This window comes from Dongia sp. agr-C8, assembly GCF_054658695.1.
Window position 1 is genome coordinate 326,446 of record NZ_BAAGHZ010000001.1, and the last position, 16,676, is coordinate 343,121.

Consider the following 16,676-nt stretch of genomic DNA (forward strand, 5'->3'; position numbering starts at 1 on the left):
CAATGGCGGAGCCTCTGAAAGCGCCCCGCTGCGGCCGATGTTCCTAGTATGCGTTCACGCCGCGCAAGCAGATCGCCGCCGTGCGGAACATGATCTTGATGTCCAGCCACAGCGACCAATGGTCGATATAGTAGAGGTCGTAGTCGATGCGCGCCCGCAGATGCTCGGGCGTGTCGATGGCGCCGCGATAGCCGTTCACCTGCGCCAGGCCGGTGATCCCCGGCTTCACCCGGTGACGAAAGCTGTATTCGTCCACCAGGTCGAAGATCTGCTTGTCGCCGATCAGCATGTGCGGCGTGTGCGGGCGGGGCCCGACCAGGGACATTTCTCCGCGCAGCACGTTCAGCAACTGCGGCAGCTCGTCGATGCTGGTGCGGCGCAGCCAGGCGCCGATCCTAGTCACCCGCGGATCGTCGCGCTGGGTCTGCCGTCGCCCGCGGGTATCGCCTTGATCCGCATGCATCGTGCGGAACTTGTAGACCTGGAACAGGCTGTCGCCGAGACCCTGGCGCGACTGCCGGAACAGAATCGGGCCGCGGCTGTCGAGCCGGATCGCCAGTGCCACCATCAGCAGCAGCGGCGACAGGAACAGCAATGCCAGCCCCGAAAGCAGACGATCGATAGCGCCCTTCACCAGGCGCTGCGATTCGCGGATCGGGCGATCGGTCAGCTTGTAAAGTTTCAGCCCGGCAATCTCCGACTGCCCCTGGTTGGCCGAGCGGAAGCCGATGAGATCCGGCGCCAGAGCGATATCGACCGGCAGCTGACGGAGCCTGCGCAGCAGATGCAGCAGGCGGTCTTCCGCCGAATGCGGCAAAGCGATCACGATCCTGTCGAACGGCGTGCTCTTGTAGAGCTCGATCAGGTCGGCCGTGTTGCCGCGCACCAACGGCGCGAGATGGCTGTCCACGAGCCGCTCGCGGCTCCGGTCGTCGAAGATGCCGATGACCTCAACCAGGCGCGGCTCGGTGACTTCGAGCCAGCGAATCAGGCGGCCGGCGGTTTCGCCGGAGCCGACCACCGCGACCCGTTGCGCCACGACCAGCCGCTTGCTGGCCCCGGCGAGCCCACCGAACAGGACGGTTCGTGAGACGACCGCAAAGGAAGCCGCCGCCACCGCGCTGTAGCCGAGCCAGGTGGCGAGTCGATCGACATTGGGGTCGCCATGCCCGACGAACGGTGCGCAAACCAACATGGTGATCGCCGGCGGCGCGCCGAAGCAGGCGACAGCTTTCAGGAAATGGGTCGCGACTGAGGTGCGCGCAAGAACCCGCGGCTCATGCAGGCGTGTCAGCAGGCACGCGCCGGCGAACAACGCCATCAGCAAGGCGCCGATGAAGATCTGCGCGACACGATAGAGATCGGACGGGTCCTCGCCCATCGACAGCGCCACGGCGACGATCGCGATCACGAACAGTGAGAAATCGGTAGCGACGCCGAGAAGCCGGACATTCTGCGGCGAGAAACCGCGGACACGGCCGCCTGCCGTCGTTCTGCCGAAATCGCCAGCATGAACGGCGGGGTTGTTGAGTTCCATCGAGACGGCTCCCGTTGGTCAGTGTTCCCCTGGAACTTCTTCTAGACCCCTGACCGTCCGCAGTTCTTTTGAGGAAGCGAAGTTTGCCATGATCAATCCCAGTCCTTACGCCGGGCCTGTCCTTGCGCCGGGAATGTCGTCCACATTCCTGTCGCAGTTCGAGTTCATCCCGAATTTCAAGAGTTGTGCCCGATACTCCGACGCCACCAGGAACGCCGTGGCAGCGTTCCGGTTCCATGTTCTTTTGCAGGAATCGGAGCGCCCAGTCGCCGCTCGTTGATCGACGGCCATGGCATTGGATCAACGACCGGTTTCCCGCTTTCTTCCGGCGCATGAGATTGATTCGGAGCAAGTTCCGCGCGCAGCGGAGTGGCGCTCGTGTTGCGGGGCGCTTCGAGGTAGGGCTCGCCGCGCTCCGGTGGGGAAATCAACGACGTCGCACGCGGCGCCGGAACGACATGGTTGTGTGCGTTGTGCGAAGAATCATTCATCTCGCGCGTCAGCAGCAATTCTTCGTCATCGTCAACTTCGCGGAAGAAATACGGATTGGAACGCGAAGCTGTTCCCAGCGGCGCTTGCCTGGGAGCTTGCATCGGTGGTGCTTCGCGCATCGACGCGTCCGGCGTCGAAGCCTCGCGTGAAGGGCGCTTCTGGATGTGCGTTTCGCGCCGAGGTGTTTCCCTCAGCAGCACCTGCTGGATGGCCGCTTCCTCGACGGGCAACTGGTGGGCAGCGATCGGCGCGAGCTGGCTGGACGAGCGACGGGCGGGCGAAGCGTCGCTCGCCTCCGGCTGCTCCGGAATCGGGGCGACCAGGTCGGACATCGGAGACGTCGGGACCGCGCCCGGCGGTTCAGCGTTGCGCTCGACGGCCTCGGCCGGCGCCCCGCTTGCGGCCGCACCGAGATTGGCGAGCTTCATGATCTCGGCCCGGACCGCCGGATCATCCACCGGCACCGCCTGAGCAAATGGCGCGATGCCGCTCAGCTGCCGGTCGGACACCACGCGGAAGACGAGATCCTCGCCGATCACCGGCTTCTCGTCGGCAAAGCCATAGACCAGCGCCATGTCGCAGATCGAATTGATCAGGCGCGGGATGCCGCCCGAGAAATACTGCACGGCGCCCATCGCCATCTCAGTGAACAGCGGCCGGTCGGAGCCGGCCACCTTCACCCGATGCTCGATGTAGCGGCGCGTCTCCGCATAGGGCAGCGGGGTCAGGTGATGCGAGACCGCGATTCGCTGCGCGAACTGCGAGAGCTCCGGTCGCCGCAGCTTCTCGAGCAGCTCCGGCTGCCCGACCAGGACGACTTGCAGCAGCAGATCCTTGCCGGAATTGATATTGGACAGGAGCCGCAGCTCCTCGAGGACCTCGATCGACAGGTTCTGCGCCTCGTCGACGATCAGGATGCATTGCCGGCCCGCACCGTATTCGGCGATCAGGTACTCCATCAGCTCCTGATAGGTCTCGGCCGGATGTGTGCCGCTCGGCTTCTGGCCGAACGACGTCATCGCCCAGGCCGCAATGTCCTTCAACGCGTGGTGAGTGTTGGAGATGAGACCGACGGTGAAGTCGCGGCCGACCCGGCCGAGGAATGCCCGTACCAGCGTGGTCTTGCCCGAGCCGATCTCGCCGGTGATGACGCAGAAGCCGGCCTGGCCGGTCAGGCTGTATTCGAGCAGGCTGAGGCCGACCGCATGGCGGCTGCTCAAGAACAGGAACTCCGGGTCTGGCAGCAGACTGAACGGCTTGTTCTTCAGATTGAAGAAGGCTTCGTACATCTCTCGTCCATACAACGCTTACTCGGATCGGACCGGCGTGAAGCCGATCCGCGGCACTGATGTCAACGCGATCCGTTCAGCAAGGTCCCGATGATCTGGTAGTTGCGCAGGAGGTCGGCCGCCCGGTCGAGTTCGGTCTTGGTTGTATGGCCGCTCCGCGCGACGAACAGCACGCCTTCGACATTGGGCAGGAAGCCAAGCGTCTCGCCGGAGTCCAACAGCGGCGGGGTATCGAAGATGATGATGCGGTCGTGATAGCGGTTGCGCAATTCGCGCACCAGCGCCGCCATGCGCGGCGAGCTGATCAATTCCGCGGATTCGCCCTTGGAGACGCAGGCCGGCAGCACCACCAGGCGGCGCATGCCCGGATTGACCAGGCAATCCTTGATGTCGCATTCGCCGTGCAGGTAGTTCTCGATGCCCTTGGCCGGCGTGAGGCCGAACTTGCGGTGAATGCTGGGCTCGCGGAGATTGAGGTCGACCAGCAGCACGGTCTGGTTCACGTCGAGCGCGATCGAGATCGCGAGATTGGCTGCCGTCGTGGTGGCGCCGTCGCCGTGGCTGGCGCTGGTCACGGCGATCGTGCTGATGTCGAGTTTCTTCATCCGCTGCAGCACCTGCGCGCGCAGCACGCGATAGACGTCAGCCACCGGGTTGCGCAGATCGTCGGCCACCAGACGCTCCTCCGATGTCTTGCGGGCATTCGTGGGCAGTACCGCGGTCTCGGTGTAGTCCGGCATGACGCCGTGCACCGAGGCCTGCGTATTCGGCCGCCGCGCGGAATCGTTCGGCGCACTGGAACTGCGATGACCCGACCGCATCTCCCGGGCGCGGGCCAAGGCTTTTTCGATATGTTCCATCAGCGTGTCCCCACTATAGCAACCGTCGGAGTTGGGCTCGGGTCCCGGATGTTACTCACGTGCCCCGCGACGGTTCCATTCGGTCGGATGGCTGACCGCTCGGTCTGCGCGAACCCGCCCGCTGTTTATGCTGCAACCGCGAAATCGTTCCCACATTAGCGGAGCGGCCCGGCATTGGTAAGCGGATTTCCGCCAGCCCCTTATCAACCACTGGGGGAATTCTAGGGACTGCCTCGCGGGCCGCCAATCCGGAACCCGCAGATCAACCACACCATCGTATATTGGTTGCTTAATATTTGGTAAAATTCCACCTTTCGCAGTTGCACAAGAGGCGGGATTTTGGTCCAGTGGAAACAGGCCGAATCCGCGGACTTTCGCACCGGTTATTTCGTTGTAAAGCGGGGCTCCCAGCAATCTCTAAGACCAATCGTTAACTATGTGTCGCACTTGCGGAATGCCTAAAATACACGGAACATTCCGCTGAAATTCGAGGAAGGTCGCTTGGCCGCCGCTTCCCGGGGCTGAGTTTGAGTTTTGTGGGTAGGAATCAGAGGAATAGATGAATCGTTTGCTGATGTCGGTGCTGTTCTTTGCGGCGGTCGCGCTCGGTGCGATGCCGGCAGAGGCGGTCACCATCACCTACAGCACCAGCGGCAGCAACGCTGAAGTCTTCCTCACGCCGACCAGCAGCGGCGACATCTCCGGTCCGAACAGCGACTTCAATCTCAGCGAAGTGCTGGATTTCGGCGATACCAGCAATGGCCACTACGGCCAAGCCTACACCTTCGTTCCGTTCACCGTGACCAAGTCGATGACGCTGAACGCAACCGTGACCGATCTCGCGGTGTCGGATCCGGGCGCCAAGCCGCTCGACTGGCTGACGCTGAGCCTGTTCACTTACACTGGCAGCAAGTACACGAACTGCGGCGCCAGCGCGCTTTGCACCCTGCAGGCCTATGACTCCGACCCGCCGGCGGCCTCGATCGTGGCCGGTCTGGTTGCGGGGACGCAGTATCTGCTGAAGATCGGCTTCGGCCTGTGTGGCTGCTCGGGCGACTATGCCGGCATCAATCTGTCCGTGACCACCACGCCGATCCCGCCGGCCATCCTGATGTTCCTGAGTGCGCTGCTCGGCACGGGCGTCATGATCTGGCGCCGCCAGCGGGGGATGGCGTCGACTGCGGTTTAATCGCTAAGGCCTTGGGGCGATTGAAATTCCCGAGGCAAGGTTCCGAATCCGAGTTTCGCACCCGAATACGGGAACTTTTTCTTGTTACGCTGCGTTCGGGTCTGGTAAATTTTAAGTTAAAGGCGTCGGAAGGCGGCCGTGGCCGCTCGCTCTACAGGAGGCTTTCGTGAAGCGCATTATGTTGGCTTTGGTGTTTGCGGTGTTGGCGTTCGCCACGTCGCAGGTTTCGGCCAAGGCCGCGACCATCGATCTCGGCGATGTCACAGACTCGTCGAATGCCTCCTTTGGCGGCGCGCTGGGCTTCTTCCTGCCACCCACCGTGATCTCCGACGACATCAAGTTCACGGTGACGAACCCGTCCTTCGTCAGCGGCACCATCAACAACATCGACATCAGCTTCGGGCCCTTCACGCTGCTGGGCATCAACGGCTTCACGGCGACCTTCCTCGGCAACCCCCTGACCCTGGCGCCGGACGGCAGCTTCTCGATCGCCGGCATCCTCGCTGCGGGCGACTATCTGATCCATATCGCCGGTACGACGTCAGGCTTTTTCGGCGGCGCCTATTTCGCCGAGGTCGCGGCGGCGACGGCACCGATCCCGGGTGCGCTCCTGCTCTTCGTCACCGCGATCGGCGGCATGGGCTTCATCGGACTGCGGCGTCGCCGCAGCACTGAAGTCTAACAAGCTTCGAATTCGGATATCAGGCCCCCGGTCGAAAGACCGGGGGTTTTGCTTTTCGGGTGAATTGAGAATTTCACCTTATGCGCAGCCTCTCACAAATCCGTGGAACTTCGGCGAAGGCTTGGCCTGTCGACATCGCGCCGCGGAAGAATTCTCCGCTGCGCTGCCGTGGTCCATGGTAGGAACTCGGATCGAGGCTCGTACAGGCGATTTGGATGACAGATTTGACGTGGCAGCCTCCCGTTCCGTCGCCAGCCCAGGAGAACCCGGCCGGCGCTCCGGCCGCTTCCGGCGAAAGTCAAGGTGGCGATCCCAGCAGCGGTCGGGCCGAGCGCGCCAGCGCCGAGCGCGTGTTGAATGCGCGGGGAAAGAAGAATCCGCATATCCAGGGCGCCCGCGGCCTGTTCTGCCTCTTCGTGTTCTTCTATCACGTCCATCATTCCGGGGCCGGGACGATCCCCGTGCTCGCGTCGGGCGTGCCCAACTTCCTACTCAATACGCTGGAGCATGGCGTCGAGCTGTTCTTCGGCATCAGCGGCATCGTGATCCTGGGCAGCTTGCTGCGGACACGAAACTCGGCCCTGTTCATGTGGGACAGGATCACGCGGCTGTTTCCGGTGCTCTGGGCGAGCACGATAGCGACGATCACCGTTCAGCTGGCGATGGGGATGGCTTTCCCCGAGCCGTCGCGGATCATCGGATCCTTCCTGGCGGCTCCTCCGTTCTTCGGCATCGATGCGATCAATCCGATCGCCTGGACCCTGGCATACGAGATGATGCTGTACTGGTTCTGCGCGCTTGCTTGGCTGCTGCGCGGAAGCAAGGTGGGGATCGCGATGCTCGCGGTCATTGCCTGCGGGCTGCTGATCTATTACCCGAGGACGTTGATGATGCTGTCGGGCGCCATCGTCTTCTATCGCTTCTTGAAGCCGTCGCGCATCGATCGGATCGCCCGGTTTCCGCTGCTGTTTCTTATCGCCTTCCTGGTCGGGACGCGTTTGCTCGTCGATGCCGCCGGTGATCATGTGGAGGCGCTCGCGCCGCTCGAGTTTCCCTTGCTTAAGGGACTCCTGCTGCAGGCCGGGTTGATCCTGGTCGCGGCACTCGGTGGAATAGCGCTGATCGGGATCACCAAGGGATATGGCCTGCTGGGCAAGCTGCTCGGCTCGCCAACATTCGTCTGGCTGGGCGCCATCAGCTACAGCTTCTATCTATGGCACATTCCGATCCTGGCCGGCGTGAAGCGGATGCTCTACGCGTTTGATCTCGGTCGCCAGGAGTACAGCCAGGCACTCCTTTTCGTCATCTCACTGCCGATAGCCCTCGCAGTGGCGACGGTCAGCTACAAGCTGTTTGAAATTCGCGTCACCGGCATGTTGCGCAGGCTGTTTCCGAAACTGGGCCATCCGCCGGTCCCCGCAACCTTGCCGACTTCGGCAAAACTCTAGGTTAGGCCTCCGCGAGGCCCAGCGGGCGGTCGGCTCCTGGAACTGCACGTCCAGTCCAGTGGCCCAGGTCTTCGTTCACCAGTCGGCTCAGCGCGGACACATCGGCGGCGAAGACTTCCGTCCAGCGCTCGAGGTCTTCCTGGCCGAGCTTGGGCGGCGTCGCGTCGGAGTAATAGAGCTTCTTGAAGCTGGCTTTGACGCCGGGTGGAAGCGTCCGCGAAACCCAGCCCTTGATACCGCTCTCGAACAGCAGGCGGTTGAGAGTGGGGAACGCCGCCAGCCCGGCTTCATTCAGGCGCGGCACCCCAAACTGCGCTTCCAGTCCCAGGAAGCCGCAGAGCTCTCGGGCTACGCCGTCGATATCGCGGCCCGGCCGGTCGATCGCGGCGATGAATATCCGCTCACGCGGGAATGCCTCCAGGAAGCGCGCGACCTGCGCTGCATACATTCCAGCGTAGACATAACGCTCGAACAGCTTGAACTCGCCGCGTTGGTAGCGCTCGAGGTCGGCAGCCATTTCCTGGGCAAACGAGCCCTTCGCCAAGCCGATTTTGCGGTTCATTTGGTATTCGGAGAAAGCGCGACGCACGGGGTGCCGCAATAGGATGACGATGCGAGCGTCGGGGCTGAACGCGGCGATCTCCCGGGCAGCGGTCTGGGAATAGAGATAGGTCGTCGAGGCTTCCGCTACATATCGACTGTCTCCATCGCCGGGAAACAGCGCGAGGTATTCGTCACGGTCCCGGATCCACTGCTGGCCCATGAAGCCGCGAATCTGCGGCAGGCTGGAGAACTCGGGGTGTTGATAGAGATCGGTGCAAAAGTGGTGCGGCTCTTTCTGCCGACACATATGCACGCCATCGACCGATGCCAGGAATTGCGCGATGGACGTGGTCGCCGCCTTCATCGCACCCACAATGAACAGGTTTGGCCGCATCGAGTAACTGACAACCATCACGGATGAAAAACGACGAATCGCAGAGCCTGCCGCGATTTGCAATGCCAATAAATGTGCGATCGCGCCGGTCTGTTCCGGGCTGCGGCAAAATTGGCGACGTCTATTTGTATTATGAAATCAAAGGCTGGCCCCCGCTGCCGCGACTTCGAGCCTCAATCCCCTCCCGGCGTCGGCAAACCAATGCCGGCGGCCATTCCAGGACGAGATGTGCCACGATAATGTAAGGAGCGTGCTCGATTTCTACTGCGATACTTGCCGGGATCGGGCAGCATAACTTCTTGATGTTGCCGGAAAAATTGCCCGTTCAGCTTCACAAGACGGCATGCGCTGGCTATCGTGCGCCGACCGCTTCGCCGCAGGATCCGACGACAAGCCGCGCGGGCCTACGAGTTTGCAGCTTTTGGAACCACCACCGCCCCATTCTGTTTTCAGCCACCCGCCTTGCCCGCGCCCTTCGGTTTGTTCGCACGATGCCCGAGACTGCCATGATGCCAGGATCCACCGACCAGCCAGGGTGTCGCATTGACTGAGACCCTGCAGCAGGCTGGATTGCGTTCAGCCGGGAATGTGCCACGCAGCCATGCGAGCGCTCCAAGCCAGGTGCGCGCACCGCGGATTCCCGCCATCCTGCGCTTCACCATCATCCTCGCCTTGGCGAGCACCCTGATGCTCGGTCGGTTCCAGCTGAATATCGGCAGCTACTTTCTGAGCGTCGGCCTGATTGCCCAGTACCTCGTCGTCCTGGTCCTGCTGCTCCTGGGCCTCGCCCGGATCGATCCGATGCGGATGTTCCTGTTCATCGGCTGCGCCGGCGTCGCCCTGGTCAGCTGGGTCGTCAATGCCGAGATCGCTTCGAGTTCCTCCGTTCTCCTGATCGTCGCCGCCTACCTTGTCTTCGTGTTCGTGGCGCGCAGCACCGACCGGACGCAATACATCGCAAGGTGGACCCTTGGCGTCTTTCTCAATCTCATGTTGTTCTGCGCGATCGCCGGGATCGCACAGTTCTTCCTGCAGTTCGTGGTGAAGTGGCCCTGGCTGTTCAATTTCACCGACTACATTCCGGAGATGTTCCGCGGCGGGGTCGGTTACAACACCGTCATTCGCGTCAGCGGCCATTTCACCAAATCTAACGGCTTCTTCTTCGTCGAGCCCTCTCGGTTTTCCCAGGTCCTGGCGCTGGCGCTGCTCTGCGAACTCGCTCTGCATCCGAAGTGGCGCTGGATCCGGCTGGCGACACTCGGGCTCGCCATCCTCCTGTCCTATTCGGGGACCGGGTTGTTGACCTTGGGAGTCGGCCTGCTGTTTCCGCTCGGCCCGAGAACGGTGATGCGGCTCATCATCATGCTGCTCGGCGGCGCCTTCGTCTTCTTCGTCTTCGGCGACGCGCTGAATTTGTCTGTTACCGCCGGCCGGGTCGGCGAATTCACATCGGTCGGCTCGAGCGGTTTCGCCCGCTTCGTGGCGCCATTCCTATTCGTTCGCGACTATATCGATTCGACGCCCTGGTCCCTGCTGATTGGGCATGGACCTGGTTCGATCTTCAAGGTCATCGCATCCAGCGACGTGGGCTATGAGGTCGCCGGCCCGACCTGGGCGAAGCTCGCCACGGAATACGGCGTGCTCGGCTTTGCCGCATTCACCGGCCTGATCCTCTATACGATGGTTGGGTCACGTGTCCCGACGGAGTTGCGCGTCGGCATCATATTCGGCTGGTTCATCCTGTGGGGCGGGGTGCTGCTCGCGCCCGACGTCACAGCGCTCTTTTACATCCTGGTCGCCCTCTGGCCGAGACAGTATGGCCCGGTGCGGGCTCCGCTTCCGCCGCCTGTGCCGCACGCCGGGAACTTCTCGAGCGCGGATAATATACGGCCGGCGGGGAGGTTGCGATGACCGAGCCGACGATCTCGCTCTCGGTCATCATCGCCAACTACAACTACGCGGAGTATGTGGGACTGGCGATCGAAAGCGCGCTCGCGATCGATTGGCCGGACGTGGAAGTCATCGTCGTTGACGACGGCTCCACCGATGATTCTCGGTCGGTCATCGAGCGGTTCGGCGACCGGATCACCGCGATCTTCCAGCCGAACGCCGGTCAGGTCGCCGCGCGCAACGTGGGCTTTGCCCGCTCTCGCGGCGATGCCGTCATCTTGCTCGACTCCGATGACGTGCTTCACCCTTCGATCATGCGGGCGGCAGCCCGGGTATGGCATCGCGGCGTCAGCAAGGTTCAGTTCCGCATGCGGGTCATCGATGCCGAAGGTAGGCCCAGCGGCTCGCTGTTTCCCCAGTATACGGCCCAAGCGGCGGATCCGACCAAGGTCCGGCGCTGGGCACTGGCCACCGGCTCGTATCCGACGCCGCCGTGCTCGGGAAATCTCTTCTCCAGGGCCTGTCTCGCAGCGATCTTTCCGCTCGACGAATCCTGCGGCAAGGCCCCGGACACCTGCTGCATTGCCGCCGCGCCGTTCCTCGGCGACGTCGTCACGGTCGACCAGCCTTTGGTGGATTACCGGGTGCATGGGCGCAACGACGGGGCGGTGACGGAACTCGACGAGAGCCGCTTTGGCTGGCAGACGGGCAACGCGATCCGGCGGTTCGAGTATGCGCAACGCATCGCCGCCAAGGCGGGCTTTGCGATACCCGACAGCGCGAGGCACCTCGCCTTCCCGCAATTGCGGTTTCGGATCGCATCTTATCGGCTGGCGCCCGAACGCCATCCGATTGAAGGCGATTCCACCCTGCACGCGCTTCGCGACATCGTCCGCGCGGCGATGACGCCCCAAGGGGCGCCGCTGCCGACCGTGCTGGCGACGGCCGCCTGGGGTTTCCTGGTGCTGCTCGCGCCGCGCGCGATTGCCAAGGCGCTGATCCACTGGCGCCTCAGTCCTGGCGCGCGGCCTCCCGCGCTGCGCAGCGCGCTTTCCGCGATCGGCATCGTGAGATAAGCCAGATTACTGGAGACGCAATCGGTTCTTTAGCCACCGGCCGACCCTGTGATAGTGGCTCTCGAAGAGAAGGTAGAAAACGAAGGCGACGGCATGGGCTGCGACAATGGCGGTCAACGCCGAGCCGAGCGAAGCCGACATCTTTTCACGAAAGAAAATGAGAACGGTGTTGTGCACGAGATATAGCGAATAGCTGTAGCCGGCGAGGAAGCCGAACCCCTTTTCCACAAACCATGCACGTCGGTGCAGTGCATTGACGATCAGGAATCCGCCGAAGAGAATCAGGGCGATCAAGAAGCCCTGCTGGAACTCATAGATTGCGAAGCCGGCCTTCAGGACGCGTCCCGCCAGGCACAACCCGCCGAAAGCAACCAGGATCAGGCCGGCTGCCATGGATCGCGACCGGATGACGGTCGCCCCGAGCCAGAGCCAGGCCGCCAGCGAGCCCAGGATCCAGATGAGGCTGAGATCCCCGGCGCCTCCGGCGAAGGCGTTCCAGAGGAAGATGGGCAGCGCGACTCCCAGCAGCGCGAGCTTCACCAGACCCAAAGACTCCCTGCGGAGGAACGTGAAGAAGAAGGCCGCGAAGACGACGTATGTCCAGAACTCGATCGGAATGGTCCAGAACGGTTCTGCCGTGTTGTAAGCGCGCGGATAGAAGTCGGCGATGTTCGCGACGTGGCTGGCGGCCTGAAGGACCGGGTAGTCGTTGAGCAAGAACAGGTTCGCCAAGAACGCAATCGGGCCGGTATTCACGCCGAGAGGGTCGGCGCGCGGCAGGTCGAAGATGCCGTTTAGAATTGCGACGCAGATCAGGATCGGCACGAACGGCACGAATATGCGTGCGCAACGATCGATCATGAAGGAAAGGAACTGCGGTTCCGCGCGCTTCCATCTTCTGCAGGCGGCCATCGTGATGAGGAAGCCCGACAGCAAGAAGAACAGCGTCACGCCAATGCCCCCGAGCGGCGTCGGCGGCGCGAGTTCGAACAGAACCAGGGAATGGCCCAGTAGCACGAGATTTGTCGCGACGACGCGGACGAAATCGAGATAGCAGGCACCATTCGGGGTGATGAGATCCGAACTCTTGAGCGCGTCTTTGAGAGATTCGTCTCGGACAGCCTGGGTCGTGTCGCTGCGAGTGACAAAGGGCTTGTCCTGGAGCTGGTCCACGCTGCTCATTCTCTGTTGCCCACCCCAACGCTGCAGCCGAGAACCGACATGCCGAAGGAATCACCTGGCCTGGCGGCCGGGCAGGACTTCAAGCGCCGACGTCGTTCCCGGCCGGTCACTTGGGCGCGTACTCACTTCTGCCGCATGTTTCCTGACCCGGGGTGTCCCCCGACCGCTTGCAGACGCGGACGTAATCCACCTGAAGCGATGCCGGGAATGCGGCGTTGTCGATCCCGCCCTTGCCGGCCCATTGCCCGCCGACGGCGAGGTTGATCAGGATATGCGCCGGTCCCGCCTTGCGCCCGTCATTGTAGACCCATTTGTATTTCCGCTGCCACAGCTTCTTCCCGTCCAGGTAGGCGGTGACGGTGTCGTCCTCCTCCCAAAGCAGTCCGAATACGTGCCAGTCCTTGGTCAAATCCTCCTTCGCGTTGTAGAAGGTCCACCGCTGATCGAAGTCCGGGTCGCGATAGATCCAGTCGCCGCCCTGGACACCCTTCTTGGTCATGGCGACGTTGGAATGCACCATATTGGGGTGCTCGGTGGTGCCATTCTGAACGAACTCCATGATGTCGATCTCCGGCGGCCAGTTCAGCTTGCCGTTTTCGTCATAGTCGGAGTTGAGCCAGAAGGCGGGCCACAAGCCTCGGCCCTTCGGCATCTTGATTCGCGCTTCGAAGTAGCCGTAGCGGAAGGTCTGCCGTGACCGGATCATCCCCGACGGATAGAGGCCCTTCGAGTTCGGCTGCTTGGCCACCAGGTTCAAAATGCCGTCCTCGACCACGTGGTTGCCGTCATCTCCATAGCGCTGCTGCTCGTTCTTCAGGTGATCCAGCTTGCCGTCCTTGTAGATATATCGCGTATACCATTTGGAGCGATCGAGGCTGGAGCCGCTGAAGTCGTCCTCGAAAGTGATCACCCACCCCGAGGCGAGAGCGGGTTGCGCAGGGATGGCGGCGGAGGTCATCAGGGTTGTCGCGACCGCAAGAAGAGCGAATCCAAGGCGACGATAGCGATGCAAGGCTTCAGGCATTTTCACTCCTCAGGCTCGGGGCGTGCGGCCGTCCGATTCACCATTGCAACGGCCCGCTGGGCTGTCAACGTGGGCCGCATCGTTAAGGAAGTCGGGGCACCGCAGCACTCCACCGAAGTGAAGCCGCCGAGACTTGGTTCCATCAATCGAAGTCCGTGGCGGTCGATTTCGCGCGCCAGTCTTGTAGCGACGTTCCGAGGTCGAAGCCGTAAGGGAAGCCGGCCTCGACCAGTCGTCGCGGCATGATATTGGTCGAGTTCAGCAGCTTGGCGATGCGCGGCCGATTGACCGTGTTCCGGTACCCCAGCGCGTTCAGGATCTCGAAGCCGAACGCGCCCAGCATCATGAACCAGGACGGGGCCAGCAGACGCGGCATCTTGTAGCCCGCGACCTTGCAGAAGGCGGCGCAGATCTGCTCCGTGGTGTAGCGATCGGGATAGGCGAAGTTATAGGTCACCACCGCGCTGTTCCGCTGCCGCATGAACAGCATCGAGGAGATCAGGTCCTCGACATAGCCGCAGGCCTTGATGGTGTCGCGCCGGCCCGGATAGATGAACCGGCCCTTGGCCAGCAGCCGCGCGAGGCGGGTGAAGTTGCCGCGCTCGTGCTGCCCGTAGATCACCGCCGGACGGACGATCGTGATCCGCCGCTCGCCGGATTCCGCCTGCCAAAGCCGATGGACGTTCTCGGAAAGCAGCTTCGAGCGGCCGTAGGCACTGTTGGGTTCGAGCGGTGAATCCTCATCCTTCTGCTGCTCGCAGGGGCCGTAGACCGAGATCGAGCTGGTGAAGACAATGTTCTCGGCGCCGGTCTCGGTCGCAAAGCGGCAGACATGGGTGGCGCCGTGAAGGTTGGTCCAATAATACTCCCAGTCCTCATGCCCTGGCGTGGTGTGGACGGCGGCCAGGTTGAAAATGTCCGCCGGACCCGCGCCGCAGAGGTCCGGGGGAACCGGCTGCCGGACGTCATGCGTCAGGTAATGGACGCCGGCAACCTCGAAGCGCGGCTTCGCGATGTCAACGCTGTAGAGCCGGTCGTAACGCCCGTCACGCGCCAGCCGTGCCAGGAGATGCGAGCCGATGAAACCGGCCCCGCCGAATACGATCGCCTTCGAGATGCCTGCCATTGCGTGCCGTCGACCTCTTGTTGCGCGGGAAATGGCCCCGACTCTGGATCATTTGCACCTCCCGGAAATTTCTGCGGCAACCGCCGCTTGGCCGATGGTGGTTAACACCACCGGCGGGCCAGTCCGAAGCGCAACGGGCTGGGCGACCCGAAAATAGAGGAAAGCCGTGACGATTGGAAAGTGTCAGCGGGCCCTCCGGCGCAGATGACCACCGGAACCATCACAAGTGGGTGCGCCGGTGCCGGAGAAACGGCCGAAAATCATGGTTGTTCCCGACCCCATCCGCTAACATGCGGCGCAGTTCGCGCCAGAGGCCGACTGCCGGGAGAGACGATCATTTTCGACACCCAGAGGATGCCCCGGCAGATGCCGGGAATTGGCCCCGGGCTGCAGCTGGCGCCCGCAATCCGCTATGGGTTGCTTCCGGCGATCGTCCTGCTGCTCGGTGGGTACATCTTCTGGAGCCCGCTCTCGACCATCGTGCGGATCTGGACGACGTCGGAGGAATACAACTACGGCCCCATCATCCCCGTGCTGGCGGCGGTGATGCTGGCGCGCGATCTGCGGCGCTCCGGTGCCGGCGACGGTCCGGGCTGGACCGGGGTCGGGCTGCTGGTCATCGGCCTCATCTTCGGCATGTTCGGCAAGGTCGCCGCCTTCGTCTACCTGGCCGAGATCGGCATCTTCTTCTTCCTGGTCGGCCTGTTCGCCGCCGTGGCCGGCGACGCGCGCGCCCGCTCGGTCTGGCCGGGGCTGCTCTACCTTGGCTTCGGCATCCCGCTGGCGCGACTGCTCCAGGCCAATCTCTCGGCGCAGCTGCAGCTCATCTCCTCGCAGATCGGCGCCGGCACCATCCGCTTGTTCGGCATCCCGGTATTCCTCGACGGCAACGTCATCGATCTCGGCGCGATCCAGCTGGAAGTCGCCGATGCCTGCAGCGGTCTTCGCTACCTGTTCCCGCTGGCGAGCTTCGGCTTCCTCTGCGCCTATATCTACAAGGGGCCGGCCTGGCAGCGGGTGCTGATCCTCTGCAGCACGGTGCCGATCACGATCCTGCTGAACTCTCTGCGGATCGGCGTCACCGGCATCCTGGTCGACCGTTTCGGCATCGAGGCCGCCCAGGGATTCTTCCATGACTTCGAAGGCTGGCTGATCTTCTGCGGCTGCGTGGCCATCCTGTTCCTGGAGATCAAGCTGCTCTGCCTGTTGGGCGGCGGCAACCGGTCGCTGCTGCACCGGCTCGATTTCTCCTGGCCGCCCGCAGCGCCGAAGGCCGCGCCCCAGGGCGGCGCATCCAAGACGGCGATCGCCGCGCTGGTCGCGACATTGGTGACCGCGGCGGTCTTTCCGGTCCTGAAGCTGCCCGATGCGAGCGCCCCGGCCCGCGCCGAGTTCAGCCGTTTCCCGCGCAACATCGATCAATGGTCGGGGATCGATCTGCCGGTCGATCAGGTGGCACTCGACTCGCTGAAGCCGACGGATTATCTCAGCGTCAACTACGTCGATCTGGCGCAGAAGAGCGCGGTCGCGCTCTGGGTCGCGTATTATTCGACCCAGGAGATCGGCGAGGCGATCCATTCGCCGCGCATCTGCATCCCGGCGGGCGGCTGGCAGATCAGCGAGATCCGCCCCATCACCGTTGATCTCAAGGACGGCGCCGCGCCGCTCACCACCAACCGCGCGATCATCAAGAAGGGCAACGAGAAGGCGCTGGTCTATTACTGGTTCCAGGGCCGCGGCCGGACCGAAGCCAACGAGTTCGCGGTGAAGCTGCATCTGATGGGCGACGCCGTGCTGCGGCAGCGGACCGACGGCGCCCTGGTGCGGCTGGTGACCCCGATCCTCGAGACCGAGCCGAGCGAGGCGAGCGAGCAGCGGCTGCTTTCATTCCTCACCCAGTTGCGGCCGCAGCTCACGCCCTATCTGCCGGACTGAAGCTCCGCA

Annotated in this window: 13 protein-coding genes; 6 read left to right on the top strand and 7 right to left on the bottom strand. The window is 63.1% G+C overall.

Translation table 11 applies throughout. The features are described 5' to 3' along the window. Positions 1 to 43: 43 nt before the first annotated feature. The 3 genes from ACYQ4T_RS01445 to ACYQ4T_RS01455 all read right to left on the bottom strand — a co-directional run bounded on the left by ACYQ4T_RS01445 (position 44) and on the right by ACYQ4T_RS01455 (position 4,178). On the bottom strand, positions 44 to 1,537 hold the full coding sequence (locus ACYQ4T_RS01445; RefSeq protein WP_459850178.1) for an undecaprenyl-phosphate glucose phosphotransferase: 1,494 nt from the start codon (positions 1,535 to 1,537) through the stop codon (positions 44 to 46). 176 nt (positions 1,538 to 1,713) lie between these two features. Then, a complete protein-coding gene (locus ACYQ4T_RS01450) occupies positions 1,714 to 3,318 on the bottom strand; it encodes an ExeA family protein (protein WP_459850180.1) in 1,605 nt (534 codons plus the stop codon). A gap of 62 nt (positions 3,319 to 3,380) precedes the next feature. Then, a complete protein-coding gene (locus ACYQ4T_RS01455) occupies positions 3,381 to 4,178 on the bottom strand; it encodes a CpsD/CapB family tyrosine-protein kinase (RefSeq protein ID WP_459850182.1) in 798 nt (265 codons plus the stop codon). A gap of 559 nt (positions 4,179 to 4,737) precedes the next feature. Between ACYQ4T_RS01455 and ACYQ4T_RS01460 the strand changes: the two genes are divergently transcribed. The 3 genes from ACYQ4T_RS01460 to ACYQ4T_RS01470 all read left to right on the top strand — a co-directional run bounded on the left by ACYQ4T_RS01460 (position 4,738) and on the right by ACYQ4T_RS01470 (position 7,497). Next, positions 4,738 to 5,367, top strand: coding sequence for a hypothetical protein (locus ACYQ4T_RS01460; RefSeq protein WP_459850184.1), 630 nt, complete (start codon positions 4,738 to 4,740; stop codon positions 5,365 to 5,367). A gap of 166 nt (positions 5,368 to 5,533) precedes the next feature. Beyond that, entirely contained in the window at positions 5,534 to 6,049 is a 516-nt protein-coding gene (locus ACYQ4T_RS01465) for a hypothetical protein (protein WP_459850186.1), read from the top strand. A 215-nt stretch (positions 6,050 to 6,264) separates the two neighbouring features. Next, positions 6,265 to 7,497 (top strand): acyltransferase family protein, encoded by a 1,233-nt coding sequence (locus ACYQ4T_RS01470; RefSeq protein WP_459850188.1) that lies wholly within the window; start codon positions 6,265 to 6,267, stop codon positions 7,495 to 7,497. Position 7,498: 1 nt separating this feature from the next. On the opposite strand, the gene ACYQ4T_RS01475 is transcribed toward ACYQ4T_RS01470, so the two are convergent. Then, a complete protein-coding gene (locus tag ACYQ4T_RS01475; RefSeq protein ID WP_459850189.1) occupies positions 7,499 to 8,503 on the bottom strand; it encodes a sulfotransferase family protein in 1,005 nt (334 codons plus the stop codon). A 474-nt stretch (positions 8,504 to 8,977) separates the two neighbouring features. On the opposite strand from ACYQ4T_RS01475, the gene ACYQ4T_RS01480 reads away from it, so the two are divergent. Then, positions 8,978 to 10,345, top strand: a complete 1,368-nt coding sequence (locus tag ACYQ4T_RS01480) for a hypothetical protein (RefSeq protein ID WP_459850190.1) — start codon at positions 8,978 to 8,980, stop codon at positions 10,343 to 10,345. Then, the gene (locus tag ACYQ4T_RS01485; protein ID WP_459850191.1) at positions 10,342 to 11,400 is read left to right on the top strand and encodes a glycosyltransferase family 2 protein; all 1,059 of its coding nucleotides are present in this window, start codon (positions 10,342 to 10,344) and stop codon (positions 11,398 to 11,400) included. The genes ACYQ4T_RS01480 and ACYQ4T_RS01485 overlap by 4 nt, the downstream gene beginning before the upstream one ends. A gap of 6 nt (positions 11,401 to 11,406) precedes the next feature. Here ACYQ4T_RS01485 and ACYQ4T_RS01490 read toward each other — a convergent pair whose 3' ends face one another. The 3 genes from ACYQ4T_RS01490 to ACYQ4T_RS01500 form a co-directional block, all read right to left on the bottom strand. After that, a complete protein-coding gene (locus ACYQ4T_RS01490) occupies positions 11,407 to 12,582 on the bottom strand; it encodes an acyltransferase family protein (protein ID WP_459850192.1) in 1,176 nt (391 codons plus the stop codon). A gap of 106 nt (positions 12,583 to 12,688) precedes the next feature. Further along, on the bottom strand, positions 12,689 to 13,606 hold the full coding sequence (locus ACYQ4T_RS01495) for a glycoside hydrolase family 16 protein (protein ID WP_459850194.1): 918 nt from the start codon (positions 13,604 to 13,606) through the stop codon (positions 12,689 to 12,691). Positions 13,607 to 13,748: 142 nt separating this feature from the next. Beyond that, positions 13,749 to 14,732, bottom strand: a complete 984-nt coding sequence (locus tag ACYQ4T_RS01500; RefSeq protein ID WP_459850196.1) for an NAD-dependent epimerase/dehydratase family protein — start codon at positions 14,730 to 14,732, stop codon at positions 13,749 to 13,751. A 366-nt stretch (positions 14,733 to 15,098) separates the two neighbouring features. On the opposite strand from ACYQ4T_RS01500, the gene xrtD reads away from it, so the two are divergent. Further along, positions 15,099 to 16,667, top strand: coding sequence for a VPLPA-CTERM-specific exosortase XrtD (gene xrtD, locus ACYQ4T_RS01505; RefSeq protein WP_459850197.1), 1,569 nt, complete (start codon positions 15,099 to 15,101; stop codon positions 16,665 to 16,667). Positions 16,668 to 16,676: the final 9 nt, after the last annotated feature.

Coding starts and splice junctions, on each gene's coding strand:
- ACYQ4T_RS01445 (WP_459850178.1), bottom strand. CDS start 1,537: ATGGAACTCAACAACCCCGCCGTTCATGCTGGCGATTTCGGCAGAACG.
- ACYQ4T_RS01450 (WP_459850180.1), bottom strand. CDS start 3,318: ATGTACGAAGCCTTCTTCAATCTGAAGAACAAGCCGTTCAGTCTGCTG.
- ACYQ4T_RS01455 (WP_459850182.1), bottom strand. CDS start 4,178: ATGGAACATATCGAAAAAGCCTTGGCCCGCGCCCGGGAGATGCGGTCG.
- ACYQ4T_RS01460 (WP_459850184.1), top strand. CDS start 4,738: ATGAATCGTTTGCTGATGTCGGTGCTGTTCTTTGCGGCGGTCGCGCTC.
- ACYQ4T_RS01470 (WP_459850188.1), top strand. CDS start 6,265: ATGACAGATTTGACGTGGCAGCCTCCCGTTCCGTCGCCAGCCCAGGAG.
- ACYQ4T_RS01485 (WP_459850191.1), top strand. CDS start 10,342: ATGACCGAGCCGACGATCTCGCTCTCGGTCATCATCGCCAACTACAAC.
- ACYQ4T_RS01490 (WP_459850192.1), bottom strand. CDS start 12,582: ATGAGCAGCGTGGACCAGCTCCAGGACAAGCCCTTTGTCACTCGCAGC.
- ACYQ4T_RS01495 (WP_459850194.1), bottom strand. CDS start 13,606: ATGCCTGAAGCCTTGCATCGCTATCGTCGCCTTGGATTCGCTCTTCTT.
- ACYQ4T_RS01500 (WP_459850196.1), bottom strand. CDS start 14,732: ATGGCAGGCATCTCGAAGGCGATCGTATTCGGCGGGGCCGGTTTCATC.
- xrtD (WP_459850197.1), top strand. CDS start 15,099: ATGCCGGGAATTGGCCCCGGGCTGCAGCTGGCGCCCGCAATCCGCTAT.